We start from the raw sequence: 20,859 nt of genomic DNA, 5'->3' as shown, positions 1-20,859 counted from the left end.
TCTATCCTTTGTCTCTTCTTAGATAGGATTATTATATCATAAAAAGCCTTCTCATTTGAGAAGGTCTTCTTCTAACCTAATTGCTGGTTAATACTAGCAATGGTTTTTTTCATTTGATGGTAATTAATACCGTAAATAATGGCATAGATAAGGACAAAGATTGCCCAGAAAAAGAGCAGATTGCCTAGACTCAAAGGGAACCAACCGGCAAGAATAGCTAGTCCGGTAAAGCCTATCACCGTTGTGATAAAATGCAACACGGTCATCTTGAGTAAGCTCCATGACGTCTCAAAAATTTTATCCGCTACGCGGAAAAAAACACCTATAGCAGCCCAAATGACAACAGCTATCAACATAGTTGACAAGTCTGTCAAGTGTTCCGAATAAAAGATTCCTGCTGTTGACTTGGGATTAACAGGATAGAAATGCCCTTCTGCAAAAAGCGCTGAGAAAAAGAGGGATATAGTGGTGCCAATGGTCACACCAAGCGATGCTGATAGTAGGTATTTTTTCATAGTCCTAAGACCTCCTTGATTTTTTTCAAATAACGGCGTGACGAATAGGTCACCTCCTGATTTTTCAGGTAAATTTTAACCAGACCATTTGTTGTCAATTCTAGATGATCTAGGGCATTGAGGTTGACAATTTCTGACTGGGAAATCTGGATAAATTCCTCTGGCAACTGCTGGGCAATCTGGTAAAGACGCAAGCTGGTCTTATAGGTCTGATGGGCTGTCTTTACCATGACCACACGATTCTCAATAACAAAGTTGTAAATGTCCTTGACAGCAACTTTGTAGATGTCATCCTCTCTTTTAAGGGTTAGTTTATCAGGCTTATTCCCTAAATTGTTGATAAAGGTCAGCAAAGATTCAATTTTAGTCGTCTTTTCCTTTGCCTCTATATGGACAATATCCTCAACTACATTAGAATCAATAGTCAGTTTTACTTTCATCTTTTCTCCTTTCTGTCCCTATTAAACACCTTTTCTCCTGAGCTTTCAAGAGCTTTTGGCTATGTGGTCAATTTCCTGCACTAAACGGCAAAAGCCAGAACAAGAGTCCTGACTTTCATTGTATAGTCTTTTAGTCTGCTTTTAGTACTCGCTCCAACTGTCTGGGAGATAGTTGGAGGTTGGAAATAAAGCGAACAAAATTCGCGTCAACAACCGCAGATATAACTGGAGTACGGCAAATCGAGGTCAAACACTCCAGTGGAGCAAAACAGTTTGGGGAACTATTTCAGCCTGAGCCTAAAAATGCAAGAGCGAGGTTGAAGTTGGAAATAAGGAAACAACGTTTCCTCGCTCGCCGAAGTAATAAAGCAAACTAAATGATTATAGTTTCTTCTTCAATTCTGCTACTACCATCATGACTTCCATTGGGGTCATGTTGTAGATGTCAAGATTAGCCAGTTCATCGAGGACTGGGTGAGAAGGGGTGTCTGCAAAGAGGTCGATTTGACCAGACGGTTCTGCCACTACTGACTGAGCTGGGTTAGTTGGTGCAGTAGGAGCTTGGTTTTCAAGCGTCTGCAAAATACGATCTGCCCGTTGCAATAAAGCCTCTGGCATCCCCGCAATCTTAGCCACATGAATCCCGTAGGACTTATCGGCTGGACCTTCAGCAATCTTATGCAGGAAAGTGACTTCACCATCTTTCTCCAAAGTAGCCACATGGACGTTGACAAGACTTGTCAAGGTTGTTGACAGCTCTGTCAACTCATGATAGTGAGTGGCAAACATGGTCTTTGCCCCAACCTTATCATGAATATGCTCAATAATGGACTGAGCAAGCGCCATGCCATCATAAGTGGCCGTCCCACGCCCCAACTCATCAAATAGAATAAGAGAGTTGGATGTGGCTCGCTGTATGGCTTGGTTAGCTTCCATCATCTCAACCATAAAGGTTGATTGCCCTGAAATCAAATCATCCGCTGCACCGATGCGAGTGTAGATGGCATCAAAAATAGGCAAATCAGCAGAATCTGCCGCAACATACGACCCCATTTGTGCCATGATAGCAGTCAGGGCAAGCTGTCTCATATAAGTCGATTTACCCGACATATTAGGCCCTGTGATAAGCTGAATCTTAGTCTCTGGCGCAAATGCAATACTATTTGGGATGTAGGTCTGAGCCCCCATGACCTTTTCGACAACGGCATGTCTACCTTTTGTGATGGCAATCTTGCTCTCTTGGTTAAAAGTCGGTCTGACATAATGATTGGTCTCAGCGACCTGTGCAAGGCTCTGTAAAACATCAACAGTTGCCAAAGCTTTGGCCAGACCTTGCAAGCGATCAATGTAACGCTCGATTTGAGCCCGCACGCGCATGAAAATATCATATTCCAGCGAAGCAGATTGCTCCCTTGCCTCTAGCATTTCTCCCTCAATTTTCGCAAGCTCTGCCGTTCCAAAACGTTCAGAATTCTTCAAAGTTGCTTTTCGGAAAAAATAATCTGGGACCAACGAGAGATTGGAGTTAGTCACATGGAAATAATAGCCATCTTTACGATTATAATCAATCCTTAACGCATTGATTCCTGTCGCAGCACGTTCTTTGGCCTCGATTTCCGCAATCCAGGTCATTCCCTCTTTCATGACCAGACGATATTTATCCAAGGTCTCATCAAAACCAGTCCTGATAATGCCACCTTCAGAGATTGTCGCCTGTGCTTCTGGGTCAATAGCAGAGCTGATTAAATGTTCTAGTTCAGGTAAGGTATCAATTTGCTGAACCAACTGATCAAGAGATGCTGACTGAAAACTTTCTAGAAGAGCCTTAATATAAGGAACCTGGGCTAAGGTCTGACCTAGCTGAAGCAAATCTTTGGGAGTCGCTTTTCCAAAAGAGACGCGACTGACCAAACGCTCAATATCATAGACCCCTTTTAACCCTTCAGCCAAATCACTTCGCTCAATAAAATGATCCAAAAACAAAGCAATAATCTCTTGGCGCTCTCTTATTTTCTCAAGAGAAATCAAGGGCTTATCGATCCAATTTCTAAGAAGGCGCATGCCCATAGCCGTCTTTGTCTCATCAAGTAACCAGTAAAGACTGCCATGCTTTTTACTAGTGCGAGCATTTTCGATAAGGTCCAAGCTAGACTTGGTAGCGTAAGTCATCTGCATAAAATCTTTCACTTGATAAGGCATGACTTTTTGCAAATGGCTGAGCTCTCTCATCTGAGTCTTATGGACATAAGACAGTAACTTTTCTGAAACCGAACGTTCTAAAGCTGTTAGGCTCTGATCAAGCAAATGATTATCGCTATGACACTCAAATTCCTCCGAGATAAGTAGGTTAAGTTGTTTCGTCAGGATTTTTCGTTGGTCTTCCGACAGCTCAAATCCCACTACCACTTCCTTAGCCTTGAGGTTCTGAATCTCGCTACATACACCAGCGAAATCAACTAACTTAGTCACAAAAAACTCACCTGTCGACACATCCATATAGGATAAGGCAAAGTCTTCTCCCTTCTGATCAATAGCCACTAAGAAATTGCTACTATTATCAGGTTTACTACTATCAACGGCTGTTCCAGGGGTAATGACCTGAACAACTGCTCGCTTAACCACTCCCACAGCCATTTTAGGGTCTTCCATCTGCTCAGCAATAGCCACCTTATAACCCAATTCTACTAGCACATCAATGTAAGCCTGAGCAGAATGATGGGGGACACCTGCCATAGGAATCGGATTTTCTGCATTTTTATTACGACTGGTAAGTCCAATCTCCAAAATCTGTGCTGCTTTCACCGCATCTTCATAAAAAAGTTCGTAGAAATCACCCATCCGGAAAAGCAAAAAAGCATCTGGATATTCTGCTTTAATATCCAAATACTGTTGCATGCCTGGCGAAATTTTTTCAGCTGCCATCTTCGCCTCCTTACTTGGCCAGTAGGTCTTTTTCGTATTCACTTGCGATTGCTTCATCCTTGCAAATAACAAGAAGGGTATCGGCACCCGCAACAGTTCCTAAAATATTGTCAGTGGCATCTTTGTCGATAATATTAGCCAAAACATCCGCCTCACCAAGCTCTGTATGCAATACCAACATAAAGCCTGCACGCGCTACACGACGAATATAAGTTCGAGCAACCTGGCTAAATTGAGACACAACAGCTTCTGCCAAGCTATAGTAGAGTTTGCCACGTTCATCACGTAGTTTTAATAGGCCCAGTTCACGCAAATCACGAGATAAGGTCGCTTGAGTCACCGAAATTCCTTGCTTTTGGAGGTTTTGTTTAATCTCCTCTTGGGTACCAACATGGCCTTTTTGAATGATTTCTTTGATGAGTTTGTGACGGTCTACCTTGTTCATAATAATCGCTTTCTAATAGTTTAATCCCTTGAAATTATACTAGATTTTTAAAAAATATACAAATCTAGAATAGGCATTTCAGAAGTATTTGCATCAAATAATCTTTTCTGCATTCCTGTCCCATTTGTGGTAAAATATAGGGAACGACAAAATTTCAAGGGGACACTATGGATACAAAATCACTAATTGCAGCCGAGATTCTAAAAGCTGTACCGGAACTAGAGCTCGAAACGATTTTAAACTTATTAGAAAAACCTAAAAATGCCAGCATGGGAGATCTGGCTTTCCCTGTCTTTTCTTTGGCAAAAAGCTGGCGCAAAGCACCAAATGTGATTGCTAGTGAAATTGTTGCTAAGATTGATACCTCCAACTTTGAAAAAGTGGAAGCTGTTGGTCCTTACATCAATTTCTTCCTTGATAAGGCGCAGATTTCTGCTCAGGTCTTATCTCAGGTGATTGCTTCTGGTAGCCATTACGCAGACCAAACCATTGGAGAAGGGCGCCATATCGCATTTGACATGTCTAGCCCAAACATCGCAAAGCCATTTTCTATCGGTCATTTAAGATCAACAGTGATTGCAGATGCCTTGGCTAATATTGTCGAAAAACAAGGTTATAAACCTGTTCGTATCAACCACTTGGGCGACTGGGGAAAACAATTTGGAATGTTGATTGTTGCCTATAAAAAGTGGGGCGATAAGGCAGCTGTTGAGGCAAACCCTATCTCTGAGTTGTTAAAACTCTATGTTCGTATCAACGAAGAAGCTGAAAATGACCCTACCGTTGACGAAGAAGCCCGCGAATGGTTCCGAAAACTCGAAGCTGGAGACGCTGAAGCAACTGCCCTCTGGCAATGGTTCCGAGATGAGAGCTTGGTTGAGTTCAACCGCCTTTATGACGAACTTGATGTGAGCTTTGACAGCTACAACGGCGAGGCCTTCTATAACGACAAAATGGACGAAATTGTTGAGTTGTTGACTGAAAAAGGCCTACTCCAAGAATCTCAAGGAGCCCAAGTGGTCAACCTTGAATCATACGGCATTGAGCACCCTGCTTTAATCAAAAAATCAGACGGTGCAACACTCTACATCACTCGTGACCTAGCCGCTGCCCTTTACCGCAAACGTCACTACGACTTTGCCAAGTCTATTTATGTGGTGGGAAATGAGCAGAGCGCTCACTTTAAGCAGCTCAAAGCAGTCCTTAAAGAAATGGGATATGACTGGTCAGATGACATGCATCACGTGGCTTTTGGTCTTGTGACAAAAGAAGGGAAAAAACTATCAACTCGTAAAGGAAATGTCATCCTACTTGAGCCAACAGTTGCAGAAGCTGTCAGCCGTGCGCTAGCCCAGATTGAAGCTAAAAATCCAAATCTGCCTCATAAAGAGGCCGTGGCACATGCCGTGGGTGTCGGTGCTATCAAGTTCTACGACCTCAAGACAGACCGCATGAACGGTTATGATTTTGACCTTGAAGCCATGGTCTCCTTTGAAGGTGAAACTGGTCCTTACGTCCAATACGCTCACGCGCGTATTCAGTCTATTTTACGTAAGGCAAATTTTGTGGCAGATGCTAATGCTACTTACAGTTTGAGCGATGCAGAAAGTTGGGAAATCATCAAACTGATTCAAGAATTTCCAAATGCCATCAATCGTGCATCCGATAACTTTGAACCTTCCATCATTGCCAAATTTGCTATCAATCTAGCACAAGCCTTCAATAAGTATTATGCTCACACGCGCATTCTTGACGAAAGTCCTGAGCGTGACAGTCGCTTAGCCCTATCTTACGCGACAGCAACTGTCCTAAAAGAAGCCTTACGACTACTCGGTGTCGAAGCACCTGATGAGATGTAATCAATAAAGGCTGACAAACACTAAAATGTTCTCACTGCGATTTAATTTTGAGTAATTAAAGATAGCTTAGAATCAACGTTTCTGATGACGTCATTCTAAGCTATTTTTTACTTTTAAGACTTTTTGTCCAGTATCCAAATTGAAGAAAAGCCCTAAAAGCAAAATGACTTGTCAAAATCTTTTGACAAGTCATTTTTAGAATCATTTTCTCATATTGCTATGACGAGGCTAGTCACTTATCTACTAGTCCTCTACTATTCAACACTCTTTAAGGCCTCTAACATATCCACTTTTCTGAGGGTACGACTGACATAGATTCCTAGCAGGGCTAAGATACCAGTTATGGCGAAAATCGGTACCAGATACACATATAAAGCAACACTTGGCTTAAACATGATTTGACTAGAGCCAATCATCCCAAGAATCAGACGATGCAGCAAGCGACCACCAACTAGACCTGTCACAATGCCAATCAGAGACAAACTAATCGTCTCACGGTAAATATACATGGTGACCTCATTGTTGTGAAACCCTAGTACCTTAATGGTAGAGAGCTCACGAATCCGCTCAGCGACATTGATATTGGTTAAATTATAAAGAATGACCAGTGCTAATAAAATGGAAAGAACGATTAGGATGACCATAACCGATTGCAGAGAATTTGCCACTGTGTGAATGGTATTGGCCAGAGCGGTATTTTGAACCACGGCTATCACCTTATCCTTTGATAGAAGATTTGCAGCTAGAGTCTTAACCTGGTCATCAGAGTCACTGTTTAATTTGACCAGATAAGCATTCTGAGAAGCACTTTTGCCAAGCAACTCTTCATAGTAATCTGCTGTCATATACAGGTAATGACCGGCATACATTTCAGCGATGCCTGATACGGTGATGGAAACGACTCGATTATCCAACAGCAACTTAACCCGATCACCTGTCCTGATACCATATAGTTGGGCTAACTTTTCACTAATAATAGCTCCGCTATTATCCAAAAGTAAGGGAGTTCCTGTGGCTGGATCACGTAATGACAGGTAGTCCATAAATAGCTGACTATTGCTGATTAGAAGGTTAATCGAGACATCCTTATCTGCTACCTGCTCTGTCAAAAGTTGATAGGTAACAGCTAGAGAATCCTTGATGTCAGCCGATGTTAGTAGCTGCGCCTCTAATTCCTCGCCAACCACAATCATATCGTAACGAATGATGTCACCAAACTGAGTGTCTGCAACACCAGAAATAGAGGACTGAATCCCAAGACCAGTAAAGAGCAAGGCTACAGAACCTGCCACACCAAAGATCGTCATGAGCATGCGTTGCTTATAGCGAAAAATATTGCGAGCTGTAACCTTTTGGGTAAAACTAAGGCGTCTCCATATAAAAGGCACTCTCTCCAGAAAAATCTTAGAACCCGCCACAGGCGGTTTAGCTTGAAGTAAGTAAGCTGCTTCCTGTGTTAGCTCTCGTTTGGCTACCATATAGGCTGGTAAAACTGCTGAAACTACAGCCAAACCTATAGCAAGCCATAACCATTCTGGATAGAAGTACGAGTGAGCTGCTCCAATTACCGTCCCTTTAGTTAGGATATTTCCAATGATTGGAGACAAGACACTGTTACCTGCTAAAATACCAACGACTGTCCCTAATAAACTAGCCACCAAACCGTAGATGACAAATTTGGCAATAATGTGATGATTGCTATAGCCCAGGGCTTTGAAAATTCCTGCATTAGTACGTTCTTCATCCACATAGCGTGTCATAGTGGTCAAGGTGACCAAGGCTGCCACCAAATAAAGAACGACTGGAAAGATATCCCCAACTGCCGATACCGATTGAGCACCAGTTGTGTAAGTATTGTAGCCTTCGCTACCAGGTAGTGTTGCCCGAGTATAGCTGGTATAGTTTGGTACAGTCAGCTTATCCAGGTCTTTCTGAGCCTTCGACAAGTCTTCTTTAGCTTTGACTATTTCTGCCTCAGCCTGAGTTTTTTGATTCGTGTAGTCTTGCTTTGCCTGCTCAAGTCTCTGTTGTTCTTGAGTGAATGTCTCTTGGTTAGCCGCTAGTGCTGCTTGCCAAGTAGCTAGACGAGATAGGGCTGACTGATACTGAGAAAGGCCACTCTGATATTGCTCCATCCCAGCTTGATAGCTTGCCTGACCCGATTCGTATTGAGCAAGGTTTTGATTATAGAGAGATTGACCAGATGTGTATTGTGCAAGACCAGACTCATAAGCTGCCAAATTGCTTAAATAAGTTTCTTGACCCACTTGGTAGTTTTGTAAACCAAGCTCATAATGTCTCTGTGCTTCATTTAGCTCACTTTCTTTAGCTGTTAATAGGGATTGAGTAGCGATAAGATCTGGAAAATTCTCAAGTTCCTGACCTGCCGCCAAAAGAGCCTCACGCTGAAAATGTAAGTCACTTTTAGCTTCTTCTAACTGAAGCCATCCCTCACTTAGCTCCTGACCTCTTTGGATCAAGTCTGCTTGAGCACTGTCCAATCCTGCTCTTGCTTCATTCAAGGCCTGATTAGCAGCTTCAAGCTCTATGCGTTTGCCATCTAACTCTGCTTTTGCGGTATCTAATTGACTTTTCGCAACTGTTAATTGTTCTGCTGAAGCCTCTAGTTGTTGACGAGCTAGACTGAGTTCCTCTTGGTTAGCTAAAAGCTGAGACTGCCCCTCTATAAGCTGCTGATTAGCCAGGACCAATTGATGTTGACCATCTGCCAAGGCTTTTTCGCCATCAGAAATAGCTTTCGCTGCGTCAGCTAATGGTTTCTCTGAATCAGCAATGTCCTGATAACCTTTGTCAATAGCCCTTTGGCCGTCTGTTTTAATCACTTTTAAGCGCTCGCTACCATTATCCTGCAAAAGCGACTCTAAATCAGACTGATGCTGATCTAGCAACTTATCATAGTCCTTTTGATAATAGGCTTTATTCTCCAAATCATGGTAGGAAATGCGAGCAATCATGTAAACAGGGGAATCAAAGGCTTTATCTAAGGCAAAAGCGTAGGCAGACAATTCTCCTGTACCTGCACTGGATTGGCCCATGCTATCATTATCCCAAATCTCCGCAGATGAAGCGAACCCTGTGACTGTGAAATCTGTCGTTCTCAGGATACCCTTTTCGTTTTGCGCAAAGGAAATGCGATCCCCTATCTGATAAGATGCCTTGAGATTCTCAGAAAGGACAATCTGATTTGACGCTGTAGGCATTGCGCCAGATAAGAGTCGGGCTTTGGAAACCTGCTCAGATATAGAGAAAAGACGAACAGCATCTTGTTTACCAGAAATAGTCACATCCGTCAGGTAGGAAAATTCAACAGTCGCTCCTTCTATCTCTGAAAGTTCTGTGACGTCCTCCTTGCTCAACCCATAATCAGACATAACAGCCAGATCCATCATATTTGTCTCATCAATGAATTGCTGCGCTGTTCTTTGCATGTTTGGGGTTGTCACTTTTAACCCTATCAGAGCCATCGCCCCAATAGCCATCAGCGAAAAGATAGAAAACAACCTCCCCTTTGACTTGCTAAAGGCTTGTAAGATATCTTTTCGATAAATACGTCTCATGGCACCTCCTAATATTCTAGACTAGCGATATCCTGTGGATTAGCATTCATCTTGACCGATTTGACCGTGGCATCCCGCATGTGGATGACACGATCTGCAATAGGAGCCAGGGCAGAATTATGAGTAACAATGATGACGGTCGTTCCTTGATGACGCGACAAATGCTGCAATATTTGTAGTACTTGTTTACCCGTCTCATAATCTAGGGCTCCTGTAGGCTCATCGCAGAGCAGAATTTTCGGCTTTTTTGCCACAGCACGCGCAATAGAAACCCGCTGCTGCTCACCACCAGATAGCTGCGCTGGAAAATTATCCAACCTGTGCCCTAAGCCAACTTCGGTCAAAATGGCAACAGGATCCATAGCATCCTTGACAATCTCAGCAGCCAGCTCCACATTTTCCTTAGCCGTCAAATTGGCAACTAGATTGTAAAACTGAAAGACAAAACCAACATCATCGCGACGATAATTGGTTCTTTGATGAGAAGAAAAGCTAGCAATATCAACTCCATCAATGATAACTTGCCCCTCATCAGTGGTATCCATACCGCCTAGAATATTGAGCAAGGTTGATTTCCCTGCACCAGATGAGCCTAAAATAATCACCAACTCACCTTTTTCAATCTCAAAATTGACATCTTCATTTGCCGAAATGATGGTTTCCCCAACCAAATAACGCTTTGAAGCGTGTTTTACCTCTATATATGCCATAAGCGTCCTTTCTGGTTTAAATGTAAGCTCACTTATAGTATATAACCAGCGCATGAGAATAGCAACGATTAAAGTCATAATTGCAAAAATAGACAATATCTTGATGTCATCAAAGAAAATGGGAAAACCTCCCTTATTTAATGATAGCCATCACATTTCCCACCCATACATCATCGCTTTCATGCCATAGCGCAATAACTGAAAACTTTCCTGAAAATACCGAAACATATTTTTGACAGGCTTGTAAACAGGAAATTCTCATACATTTTTACAGAAACTGTTTCATTTGTTCGTTTAAATATTTGGTTTTTAACTGTTTTTCTCATTTTTTGTCAAGAAAACGGTTCATTTCCGTTTCTTTTTTTGTTATAATGAATGTGTTGTTTCATACACTTTTCATTAGACTAAACAAAGGAGTAACTACTGTGAAAACATCTTATTCGAAGATTATTCGCAAGAGCATTACGGTCTTAGCTACCTTAGCTCTCTTATCCGCCAACTCAGGACATCTCGTTCACGCCATCAGTGTTCCTGATTATAGCATCATCGCAACTCCGACCAAGGCCGAAGTGACTGTAGAAGGCTATATCACCGGATCGCTTAACACATCTGGATCTGCCTACGCAACGGTTAATACTAACCTAGCTCTCGGAGCAACACCAACTGCCGCTGCTAAGGACACCATCCCTGTCCAGCTGCCGTCAGGAGCTATTCGCTCAAGTTTCAATATCGTTGACAACCCTAGTCTGATTGGGAAATATGTCCGTATTACTGGTACTAGCGAATCTTATTTTGGTCGTATCGGGATTAAATCGACAAAAGAAATTACTGTCATCGATACAACAACTGAAACAACCAGCACAACCTCAACAACAAGTTCTGAAACAACAGCGGTAACGCCTCCGATTATTACCACTCCAACTAATACAACTGCTATTGCCACTGTTCGTCAAGGACAAGTTGGAAGCAGCTACACTGTTTATGGCAAAATCATTAGTGCTGTGAGTGGCTGGGGAGGAAACGGTTTTTATATCCAGGATGATTCTGGGGCAGGTCTATACGTCTATCCTGGTTCTAACAATCCTCTAGGTTATAAAATCGGCGATGTTGTCCAACTAACAGGTACCCTAAGCACCTACAACAACGAGCTACAATTAGCAACGATTACTAATCATCAGCTGTTAAACACCCCTGTAGCTACTGGAACTACTGAAACCACTATTCCAACAATCGCTAGCGCACCTAGTGCAACCCTTGTAAAACTCAATAACCTGACGGCTGGCACTATCAACAGCGATCACTTCAATAATTCGACCTTTACAGCTACCGATAGCGATGGCAATACCATTAGCGTTAAATTGGATAGCAGGACTGGTTTTAAAACAGCTGATCTCTTAACCATTATCGATAAAGGTGATGTTATCAACCTGACCGGTATTCTGGCAGGAACAACCGCCACTCCTCAAATCCGACCATTTGATCTTAGCCATTTTGAAGTCGTTACAAAAGCTAAGCCTGACTCAGGTGTCTCTGAAACATTGACCGTCAGCCAAATCCAAGGAGAAAATCATAAATCTCCATACGAAAACCGCAAAGTAACCACAAAAGACGTTGTCGTCACTTACATCGCTGCTAACAACAATTTCTATGTTCAAGACCTAACAGCAGACGGCAACCCTAATACTTCTGATGGTATCAACATTTATTCTGGACAATTAGGAACCTCTGTTGCTGTAGGAGATGTCTTAACCATCACAGGTACCGTCGAAGAACGTATCGGTAGAGGTTACGACGAGCGCTTTACAACAGACCTTGCGACCACACAAATCGTAGCCAGTCAAATTGACAAGACTGACACAGCCGATGTTCCCGCACCTGTGCTTTTAGGCACTGATCGTGTTTTCCCAAGTAATATCATTGACAACGATGGTTTTGCGACCTTTGACCCTTCAGAAGATGCTATTGATTTTTGGGAATCCTTAGAAGGAATGGTCGTTGCCATAGACGATGCTAAAGTCATCGGCCCAATGAAAAATAAGGAAATCTATGTCCTCTCTGGAAATAGCACAACCCCAACCAACAATGTCGGCGGGGTGTCACTGAGACCTGATGGCAATAACACAGACATCATCCCAATTCAATTGAAGAGTGGTAGTGGCACTTATAAATCTGGCGACTACTTTACAGGACGTATTTATGGCCCTGTCACTTATAGTTACACCAATTATAAAGTTTATGTCGACGATAAGACTCTACCAACTTTCACAGACGGCGGGATAACTCCTGAAAAAACGAGTCTCGTCAAATCACCGGATAAATTGAGCATCGCTTCTTACAATATCGAAAACTTCTCTGCCAATACGAGCAGTACTTCAGATGCTAAGGTACAGCGCATTGCACAATCATTTGTCAATGACCTCAACTCGCCAGATATTATCGGCCTTGTAGAAGTTCAAGACAATGACGGTGCAACTGATAGTGGCAACACAGATGCTACACAAAGTGCCAACCGTCTGATTCAAGCCATCGCAGCTGCTGGCGGACCAACCTATACCTATATCGATATTGCACCAGAAAATAACCAAGATGGCGGAGCCGCAGGTGGAAACATTCGCCTAGGCTACCTTTACAACCCAGACCGCGTTAGCCTGTCCAATAAACCTAAAGGTAGCGCAACCGATGCCGTATCTTGGACAGCAGACGGCCTTAGCCATAGCGTTGGACGTATCAACCCTACCAACCCTGCTTGGCAAAGTGTCCGTAAAACCCTTGCGGCAGAATTTGTCTTTAATGGTGAGAAAGTCGTGGTTCTCGCTAACCACCTCAATTCTAAACGCGGAGATTACGGCCTCTACGGTAGCATCCAACCTGTAACTTTTGGCTCTGAAAGCAAACGTCATGCTCTGGCTCAAATCATTGCTGATTTTACTGCTCAAAATCCTGATGCTAACATTGTCATGCTGGGAGATTTCAACGATTATGAATTCACCAAAACGATTCAAATTTTGGAAACTGGTGGTATGACAAACTTGGTGAGTCGTCACGATGCTGCAGACCGTTTCTCTTATTTCTATAATGGAAACAACCAATCTCTAGATAACATGCTCGTGTCAAACAACCTTCTTAACAGCTATGAGTTTGATATGGTTCATGTCAATTCGGCCTTTATGGAGCAACATGGCAGAGCTTCTGACCATGACCCACTGTTGCTTCAACTCAGCCTTGCCGCTGCACCAGAACAAAGCTCTAGCGAGACGTCTTCTGAAAGCAGTCAAACCCGCAGTCAGGTAACCAACCCAGAAACCAGTAGCTCTGAGACAAGTGCTTCAGAGACAAGCTCAACAGCCACTACCGAAACCACAACTGAGGCAGGAAATACAACGACAACTGAATCATCTAGTGCAAGCACAGAAGCTTCTGAAACAAGTAGCGCGACAACTACGGCAAGTACAGAGACAACTCCAAGTAGTTCAACAACAAGCCCGAGCACAAGCACATCGACATCAAGCAAGCAAGCATTAGAAAATGGTTCAACTAGCCAGTCTCAACAGACAATCTCTCAAACAACTACCACTAGCCAGACCAAAAAGACATCGACTAAAAAAGGCCTTCCAAAAACAGGAGATGCTGAAACCCTAGTCTTGATTGGTCTTGGATCAATGATTATTGTACTCACTGGTCTTTTGGCTTTCCGACCTAAGAAAAGATAGGTAAATGTTATAACCTAGACCACAGACAACTCCTGACACTGTAGTCATTTTAAAAATAAGGTTAATAAAACTCCCAGAAACATTGATCGTAATATGTTTCTGGGAGTTTTTTTGCTGTTTGGCGACAAAGAAAAAGATTGAAGAAATTGTTCCAAAGGAACCTTTTCTTCAATCCAACACAAGGGGCGCTCATCCCCTTGAATGCTTTAAAGCTACAAATCGCTATAGCGCTAAGTTTAGTTAGTTGCTTTCACTCTCACTGCTGTTGCTACTGCTTGAGCTACTATTGTTTTGTGGGGTAATTGTCCCGGTAAAATAAGCACCATTACTAATTCCCACTTCAACGGTGTAATTTAGTGGCAACCAGGTTTCTTTGACATTTTGTGTCACTACGGTGCCTTTTGGCTGATCCGAGTTGACATAGTAGCTGGTAAAGTAAATCTGAGCCCCTTTTGACCTAAACTCATTGTAAAAGTATTGTTGCAAATCGCCTTCATTTTTTCCATATAAATCACGAATATATGGAGACCCTGCAGAATAGACGACTTCAACATTTCTGTCGTCCTTTTCTGTGAGTTCAGTACCTGCTTTTTGTGACTGGGAGATTAGTGCTCCATATGGGGCATCTCCATAGACTTGTCGAACAATAACGGACAATCCAGATACGCTAGAAGCTTGGGACATGGTTAAGGTGCCAAAATCTGGCACTGTCACACCTTTACCAGCTGAAACTTGAACCGTCATTTTAGATTTTTTAGCCACTTTTTCGCCAGCAGCAACCGATTGACCTAAAACAGTTCCAGCAGCAATGCTAGAGCTAGCTTTTTCTTCAAACGTCACATCAATGCCGTTAGATTTGCCCCAACTCTCTACATCCGCTTTTGTTTTATTGACAAAATCAGGCACTTCAATATTAGCTTCAAGAACTTCTTGACCTCTAGAATAAGTCAATGTCGCTTTAGTGCCTCGAGTATAGTCACTCGATGGAATCGAATTGGCAATTTCTAGCTTGATAAACTTCCCTTTTTCAACAGTATCACTATAAACCTGGGTCAGATTAAGATTCTCTGCCTTATTTTCTTCAATCCACTTGCTTGCATCTGAATAAGACAACTTTTCAAAATCAGGTAGAGCTAACTGCTCCTCAGGATCTGCCCCAAGTGAGCCTGTAACTTCCAACTTATCGTTTTTAGACATTTTTTTCCCTGTTTTTGTGGACTGTGAAAAAATCACATTGGCATCATATTTGAGATTGTATTCCTGCTTTAAAACGATCTCCACCCCATTATCATTTCCCCATTGACGCGCTTCTGTCACTGTCTTACCGACAAAATTAGGCACTGTTACATGAGTCATCTGATAAAAGAGAAAGATGCCTGCTAACAAGATACCTAGAACACCTGCACTGATCATGGCATAGCGCTTGCGCTTTTTCTTCTGATAATCTGGGTCAATCTCTGTCTCTTCGTGGAAATCCTCTCGTCTAGAGCTTCTATATCTTTCATTTTCATGAGTCTTGATGTCTGCTGTCTCTGCGTCGTCTGTTTGCTCAGCTTGAGAAGTGAAAAATTGATCAATACGCTCTTGCTTTTCAGCAGAATACCTTCTAGAAGAACTATAGCCGCCAGTCTCTTCCAAGAGGGCCAAGCTATCCTCAACAGCTTGAGAAGCCTGTCTTAGCCGTTCTGAGCGCTGATAAAAAGAACGTTCAGAAGTCGAAGTAGGAAGTTCCTTTTGCTTAACTTCCTTATCATCTTTCAACAACTCATCGTAGTTATTGCCAGAGAATTTAGACAAAAAATCACTCATCTGCTCTTAATTTTCCTTTCTTAAGATAGTAGGTCTGGTCAGACATTTCCGCAATTTCCTGAGAGTGGGTAACGACAACCACACACTTATTGTGCTCGTGAGCTAGCTTTTTGAAAATGTCAACGATTTCTCGCTCCATCTCTTCGTCCAGATTTCCAGTAGGCTCATCTGCTAAGATAACATCGACATTAGTGGCCAGAGAACGTGCGATTGCCACACGTTGCTGCTCTCCCCCTGATAGACGGTTGACCTGACGGTCTGCCTTGCTCTTGACAATGCCGATATAATCTAATAAATTGTAGGCCACTTCATCCTTGTTTTGTGGCAACTCGTTTTCTGTGATAGCCATAGGAACCATAACATTCTCGACCGCAGTCATGTATGGAATCAGATTATAATGCTGGAAGACAATCCCGATTTTATTCTTACGGAAAGTCTCGTAGCCTATTTCCTTAATATCTTTTCCATCGTAGAGAACCTTGCCTTCTTTTGGGCTTTCAAGAGCACTCAGAAGGGATAATAGCGTTGTTTTTCCTGAACCAGATTGTCCTAAAATAGTATAGAACCGCCCCTTTTCAAACTGGACATCCGTCTCTCTTAAAATATAGCGACGATTTTCCCCGTCTTGGTAGAAGTAGGACAGTTTTTGTGCTTCTAATATTGCCATATCAAACTCCTTGTCTTTCAAACTACATCATGATACGTTTTGGATTAAGACGTGTGATGTAAGTCATTGGTATAATGGTTGCCAAAAGTACAGTCCCTAGACCGATACCATACATCGCCAATACATAGCCCAAATCAAGACTCACCCGATACTGACTCATGACATCATCAAGTGTTGTCGAGACATTTAATTCACTGAGGCCCGCATAGATAACGGTGCCACCCATTTGATTTGTCGAGTTGAGCTGACTGTTGATCAATGTATCAGACAAACCGCTTGCAATAAGGTTCCCTGTAAAGACAGATAAGGTCAAAGCTACTATAGCAATCATAAAGACTTCTACAAGTGTTTGCAAAACAACTTTGCTCCGTGATTCTCCAAGAGAGAGGTAAATACCAAGCTCGTGTTTTCGGTCACGTAAAAAGAGTAGAACAACCAAAGTGATGATGAGCACCGTTGCTCCGATAGCGACATATAGGACATAGCCAGCTAGCTTAGACATGGATTTGACTGGTGCGGCAATGGTATCGTAGTTGTCAGAATTTGCACTAACGATAAAGAATTTAGGCAAGTAAGCCTGTGCTTCTTGTTTAAATTTTTCAAGATCATCTGGATTCTTGAGCACGAAAAGTGGCTCTCCAATGTACTGACTTCTGGAAGCTGTTGACTCGCCTGTAGCCTCCTGAAAAGCAGCTGCCTGTTCATTACCAACATCCTCGACAACTTTGTTCGGAACATAGATGAGGTTAGCGCTACGCATTTCCTCGTCAGCCTTCATATATTTGGCAGCTTCTGCATTGTCACTAGTCGTTGTTTGACTATCTGTAACATTTTTGCGATAGATACCGACAATTTCGAGTGGATAATCTGTCTCCGTTTTGATTTCATTACTACCAAACTCCATGACATAGTTCTTAAAGGTCGCGGTATCTCCCACCTTCAAGTTGTTCATTTCTGCTAATTTTTCAGAGATGATCGTAACATATTTGCCTGATTTGACTTCTTCATCCGTAAAGGCACGTCCAGAGGTCAGGGTGATTTGCCCTTCTTCTAAGGCGATAATCTTAGAAGAACTAGCACCACGCATCATGAACGCATAATGAGCAGAATCTCCCGAGCTGTAGAAAGAATCCTCCGCAAAAAGATCAGCCACATACTGTTTGACACTATCGCTAGCGCCGATAGAGCCTTGCATGACAGACTCATAATGCTTGACGTAAGGCAAAGCGCCAATTTTTTCAAGCGTCTCTTTGTCAAGTTGCCCCATTTCAGCAAAATCGCTCTCACTCATATTGTCATAATCTGGACGAAGCGTAGCTGCGGCACCCATCTGAGTTTTAATCGTCTTTTCAACATTTTGTGTGGCTTGTTGAATTGAAACAGCCCCCGCAATCACATTTCCCAGAATGAAAATAATGGTAAATAGTAAAAGTGATTTACCCTTCCTGCGACTGACACTTAGCCATGCACGTTTTAAAAAGTTCATAGGAACCCCCTTCTATCGTAAATGATAAATTTATTAAGACACTCTTATATATAAAATATAAACCTATCTTTTTAGAAAGTCAAGCATTTACAGGAAAATGCTTCCAACCTTTAAAATGACTCACAATTTCACTTTAGCTATAAAAAGTCTTGTTTTTCTGATTTTTTAACAATTTACTCATTTTTTACTTCGGTTTTACGATCATCATCCTGTAATTTCTGACAAATGACAACCTTTGATCTCCCAAATACGATTGGCTAACTGATCGATAAATAGCTGATCGTGAGAAATAAGGAGCAGACTTCCTTGATAGGTCTTTAGGGCTTTTTCCAGAGCCTCTATCGCAATGACATCCAAAAAATTAGTCGGCTCATCTAAAATAAGAAAATTGTTATCCGATAAAAGACACTTCGCCAACTGCACACGCATCCGCTCCCCGCCAGACAGATACTCAACTTTCTTTTGCGCTTTATCATAGCGAATATTAAGCATGGCAAGAAAATTCAGAATAGTCGCCCGCCCCTGAGCAGAGGTCGTAGCAACATTCTCAACAGCGGATTGAGTTAGTTCTAGCTTGTTCATATTTTGAGAAAAATAGGATACCTCAAGACCTTTTGCATAATACCCATCCAAGGACTGACGCAGTAGTTGACGGACAAAAGTAGTCTTCCCGACTTGGTTAGCGCCCACTAGTCCAATCCTATCACCTAGTCGGATAGCCAGCTCTGGATAGGAAAACAAGTGCCGTTCCTCCACCTTGACTTCCCCTGGAGTCAAACGCATCAAGGTATGAGCTTGCTTTGACACTTCTCCTATCAGTCGAATATTTGCCCAAGCTTCCTTTTTAGGGGGACTGACTTCCTTTAATTGCTTAATGCGTTTTTCCATCGTCTTGGCTGCCTGAGCCATACTTTTAGCCTTGCCGTCGTAGTTCCCCAGTTTTGAGTTGACCTTCCAGTCGGAACTTGACACCGATTTTTTCTTCTTGGTCATTTTCTGGGCCTTTTCTTTTTTAGCCAATAGCGCATCCTGTAGCTGTTTGATTTTTTCTTGGTAGATTTGGTAATCTCTAAGCTGCTTATCGCGGTCTTTTTGACGTTGTTTCAAAGCCTCTGCATAGGCTCCCTGATAGACTCTTATACTACTATTTTCCAAGTACCAAGTGATAGTCGTCACCTGATTGAGGAAATCGCGATCGTGACTCACCACCAATAACGAGCCTCGATATCCTTGCAAAGCTTTTATCAACCACCGACGATTATCCCGATCTAAATTAGCTGTTGGCTCATCTAGTATGAGTAGACTAGGTTTTTGTCTCACTGCTTCACGTAAAAGTTCCATAGCCTGTTCGCCACCGGATTGCTGTGACGTGATTTTTAACTGAGGAACATAAGCAAAATCAGGTAGCAAACAGACCTTGCCACTGTAATCCTTGTCTTCTCCTATCAGAAGGCGCAAGAGACTGGTCTTACCGGCTCCATTTTCACCGACCAAACCCACTTTTTCCCCCGCCAAAAGATGCAAAGAGTCACACTCAAACAAGAGCCGCTCTGGGATGTCCTTTACTATTTTTTCTAATCGAATGACTTCCATATGATTCTCCTTCTTTGTTAGAAGAGGGAATGGCTTTTTATCAGCCATAATAGTTATGATCAATTGACTGATTATTTTTGGACACGCAAAAAGCCATGCTAACAACTCCCTCAAGACACACTCTCCCCTTGTTTGACCATCGGTTCTACAAGAGTTGAGCTGACAATGAGTTCTTAATTGTTAATCATGACTTTATTGCAACCTCACTTTAATTTTCTTTAGTCTAACACGCTAAGTTAATAAAATCAAGCTTTATCGTATTTCTTGCGTCGGATAATGAAGTCTGAACTAACAACCTCATCCACATTGATAATAGACACAAAGGCGTCTTTATCAATATCAGCGACGATTCGCTTGACTTCCATGACTTCGTTTGGATTCAAAACAACGTAGAGAACATTATGTTGATGACCCGAGTAGGCTCCCTCACCTTTCAAATAGGTCACTCCACGATTGATATCCCTAAGAATATGGCTAGCCACTTTCTCCGATTCTTTCGTAACGATAATCATCCCGCGGACGGTATATCCCCCATTTTGAACCATGGTCAATACCTGGCTATACACAAAACTAGCTATCAAGGTATACATCATGTGTCGGACATCAATATAAGTCAGGGAAGCTAACAAAACAATGGCATCAATGATGAGTAGCGTTTGCCCCAACTGCCGACCTGTTTTCTCCTCGATAAGACGCCCCACAATGTCTGTTCCGCCAGTAGTTGCGCCATAGCGAAAAACAAGACCACTTCCTAGACCTGCAAAAATACCTGACAAAAGGGCTGCAATCAGAAAATCACCATTTAAATCTAATGTCACAGGGATGCGCATCCAAATATCAATAAAAATCGACATCAACACTGTTCCATAGATGGTTAACAGCAAGGCTTTTTTCCCAAAAACCCTAGCCCCTAAAATAAAGAGAGGAATATTGATGAAAAGGCTCGTATAGGCAGGGCTTATTCCAGTCAAAGCATGAATAATTAAAGTAATCCCGGCTACGCCACCTTCAGCGAGATGGTTTGCCATATTAAAATTAACAAAACCAAACGTATACGTTGCTACCCCAATCGCCACTAAAATAAGCACTCGAGGGGTAATTTTTATATCATGTTGATGCATAGAC

General features: G+C 42.4%; 13 protein-coding genes. 2 read left to right on the top strand and 11 right to left on the bottom strand.

The features are described 5' to 3' along the window. Nucleotides 1-71: 71 nt before the first annotated feature. The 4 genes from G575_RS0106965 to argR all read right to left on the bottom strand — a co-directional run bounded on the left by G575_RS0106965 (nt 72) and on the right by argR (nt 4,322). Entirely contained in the window at nt 72-515 is a 444-nt protein-coding gene (locus G575_RS0106965) for a DUF3021 domain-containing protein (protein WP_027972104.1), read from the bottom strand. After that, a complete protein-coding gene (locus G575_RS0106960) occupies nt 512-955 on the bottom strand; it encodes a LytTR family DNA-binding domain-containing protein (RefSeq protein WP_027972103.1) in 444 nt (147 codons plus the stop codon). The genes G575_RS0106965 and G575_RS0106960 overlap by 4 nt, the downstream gene beginning before the upstream one ends. 381 nt (nt 956-1,336) lie before the next feature. After that, entirely contained in the window at nt 1,337-3,877 is a 2,541-nt protein-coding gene (gene mutS, locus G575_RS0106950) for a DNA mismatch repair protein MutS (RefSeq protein WP_027972101.1), read from the bottom strand. A 10-nt stretch (nt 3,878-3,887) separates the two neighbouring features. Further along, nucleotides 3,888-4,322 carry an arginine repressor gene (gene argR, locus G575_RS0106945; RefSeq protein ID WP_027972100.1) on the bottom strand — a complete coding sequence of 145 codons (435 nt, stop codon included), beginning with the start codon at nt 4,320-4,322 and terminating at the stop codon, nt 3,888-3,890. 167 nt (nt 4,323-4,489) lie between these two features. On the opposite strand from argR, the gene argS reads away from it, so the two are divergent. After that, a complete protein-coding gene (gene argS, locus G575_RS0106940; protein ID WP_027972099.1) occupies nt 4,490-6,181 on the top strand; it encodes an arginine--tRNA ligase in 1,692 nt (563 codons plus the stop codon). 254 nt (nt 6,182-6,435) lie between these two features. Here argS and G575_RS0106935 read toward each other — a convergent pair whose 3' ends face one another. Together G575_RS0106935 and G575_RS0106930 are read right to left on the bottom strand one after the other, a co-directional pair. After that, entirely contained in the window at nt 6,436-9,759 is a 3,324-nt protein-coding gene (locus G575_RS0106935; RefSeq protein WP_037622817.1) for an FtsX-like permease family protein, read from the bottom strand. Between the two features lie 8 nt (nt 9,760-9,767). After that, the gene (locus tag G575_RS0106930) at nt 9,768-10,469 is read right to left on the bottom strand and encodes an ABC transporter ATP-binding protein (RefSeq protein ID WP_027972097.1); all 702 of its coding nucleotides are present in this window, start codon (nt 10,467-10,469) and stop codon (nt 9,768-9,770) included. Nucleotides 10,470-10,894: 425 nt separating this feature from the next. On the opposite strand from G575_RS0106930, the gene G575_RS0106925 reads away from it, so the two are divergent. After that, nucleotides 10,895-14,179, top strand: a complete 3,285-nt coding sequence (locus G575_RS0106925; protein ID WP_027972096.1) for a DUF6359 domain-containing protein — start codon at nt 10,895-10,897, stop codon at nt 14,177-14,179. Between the two features lie 240 nt (nt 14,180-14,419). On the opposite strand, the gene G575_RS0106920 is transcribed toward G575_RS0106925, so the two are convergent. From G575_RS0106920 to G575_RS0106900, 5 genes are all read right to left on the bottom strand, one after another. Further along, nucleotides 14,420-15,988 carry a PASTA domain-containing protein gene (locus tag G575_RS0106920; RefSeq protein ID WP_027972095.1) on the bottom strand — a complete coding sequence of 523 codons (1,569 nt, stop codon included), beginning with the start codon at nt 15,986-15,988 and terminating at the stop codon, nt 14,420-14,422. Then, nucleotides 15,981-16,655 carry an ABC transporter ATP-binding protein gene (locus tag G575_RS0106915; RefSeq protein ID WP_027972094.1) on the bottom strand — a complete coding sequence of 225 codons (675 nt, stop codon included), beginning with the start codon at nt 16,653-16,655 and terminating at the stop codon, nt 15,981-15,983. Before G575_RS0106915 ends, G575_RS0106920 begins: the two co-directional genes overlap by 8 nt. 22 nt (nt 16,656-16,677) lie before the next feature. Continuing rightward, a complete protein-coding gene (locus tag G575_RS0106910) occupies nt 16,678-18,141 on the bottom strand; it encodes an ABC transporter permease (RefSeq protein ID WP_027972093.1) in 1,464 nt (487 codons plus the stop codon). 204 nt (nt 18,142-18,345) lie between these two features. After that, on the bottom strand, nt 18,346-19,734 hold the full coding sequence (gene abc-f, locus G575_RS0106905; RefSeq protein WP_027972092.1) for a ribosomal protection-like ABC-F family protein: 1,389 nt from the start codon (nt 19,732-19,734) through the stop codon (nt 18,346-18,348). A gap of 245 nt (nt 19,735-19,979) precedes the next feature. Next, nucleotides 19,980-20,855 carry a YitT family protein gene (locus G575_RS0106900; RefSeq protein WP_027972091.1) on the bottom strand — a complete coding sequence of 292 codons (876 nt, stop codon included), beginning with the start codon at nt 20,853-20,855 and terminating at the stop codon, nt 19,980-19,982. Nucleotides 20,856-20,859: the final 4 nt, after the last annotated feature.

The sequence above is a fragment of the Streptococcus plurextorum DSM 22810 genome (genome assembly GCF_000423745.1).
Taxonomy (GTDB): domain Bacteria; phylum Bacillota; class Bacilli; order Lactobacillales; family Streptococcaceae; genus Streptococcus; species Streptococcus plurextorum.
This window is presented reverse-complemented; position numbering and strand designations above follow the sequence as displayed.

Bases quoted from the DNA above. Each gene is read 5' to 3' on its own strand.
- argR (WP_027972100.1), bottom strand. From the start codon at position 4,322: ATGAACAAGGTAGACCGTCACAAACTCATCAAAGAAATCATTCAAAAA.
- mutS (WP_027972101.1), bottom strand. From the start codon at position 3,877: ATGGCAGCTGAAAAAATTTCGCCAGGCATGCAACAGTATTTGGATATT.
- abc-f (WP_027972092.1), bottom strand. From the start codon at position 19,734: ATGGAAGTCATTCGATTAGAAAAAATAGTAAAGGACATCCCAGAGCGG.
- G575_RS0106935 (WP_037622817.1), bottom strand. From the start codon at position 9,759: ATGAGACGTATTTATCGAAAAGATATCTTACAAGCCTTTAGCAAGTCA.
- G575_RS0106910 (WP_027972093.1), bottom strand. From the start codon at position 18,141: ATGAACTTTTTAAAACGTGCATGGCTAAGTGTCAGTCGCAGGAAGGGT.
- G575_RS0106900 (WP_027972091.1), bottom strand. From the start codon at position 20,855: ATGCATCAACATGATATAAAAATTACCCCTCGAGTGCTTATTTTAGTG.
- argS (WP_027972099.1), top strand. From the start codon at position 4,490: ATGGATACAAAATCACTAATTGCAGCCGAGATTCTAAAAGCTGTACCG.
- G575_RS0106965 (WP_027972104.1), bottom strand. From the start codon at position 515: ATGAAAAAATACCTACTATCAGCATCGCTTGGTGTGACCATTGGCACC.
- G575_RS0106930 (WP_027972097.1), bottom strand. From the start codon at position 10,469: ATGGCATATATAGAGGTAAAACACGCTTCAAAGCGTTATTTGGTTGGG.
- G575_RS0106960 (WP_027972103.1), bottom strand. From the start codon at position 955: ATGAAAGTAAAACTGACTATTGATTCTAATGTAGTTGAGGATATTGTC.
- G575_RS0106915 (WP_027972094.1), bottom strand. From the start codon at position 16,655: ATGGCAATATTAGAAGCACAAAAACTGTCCTACTTCTACCAAGACGGG.
- G575_RS0106920 (WP_027972095.1), bottom strand. From the start codon at position 15,988: ATGAGTGATTTTTTGTCTAAATTCTCTGGCAATAACTACGATGAGTTG.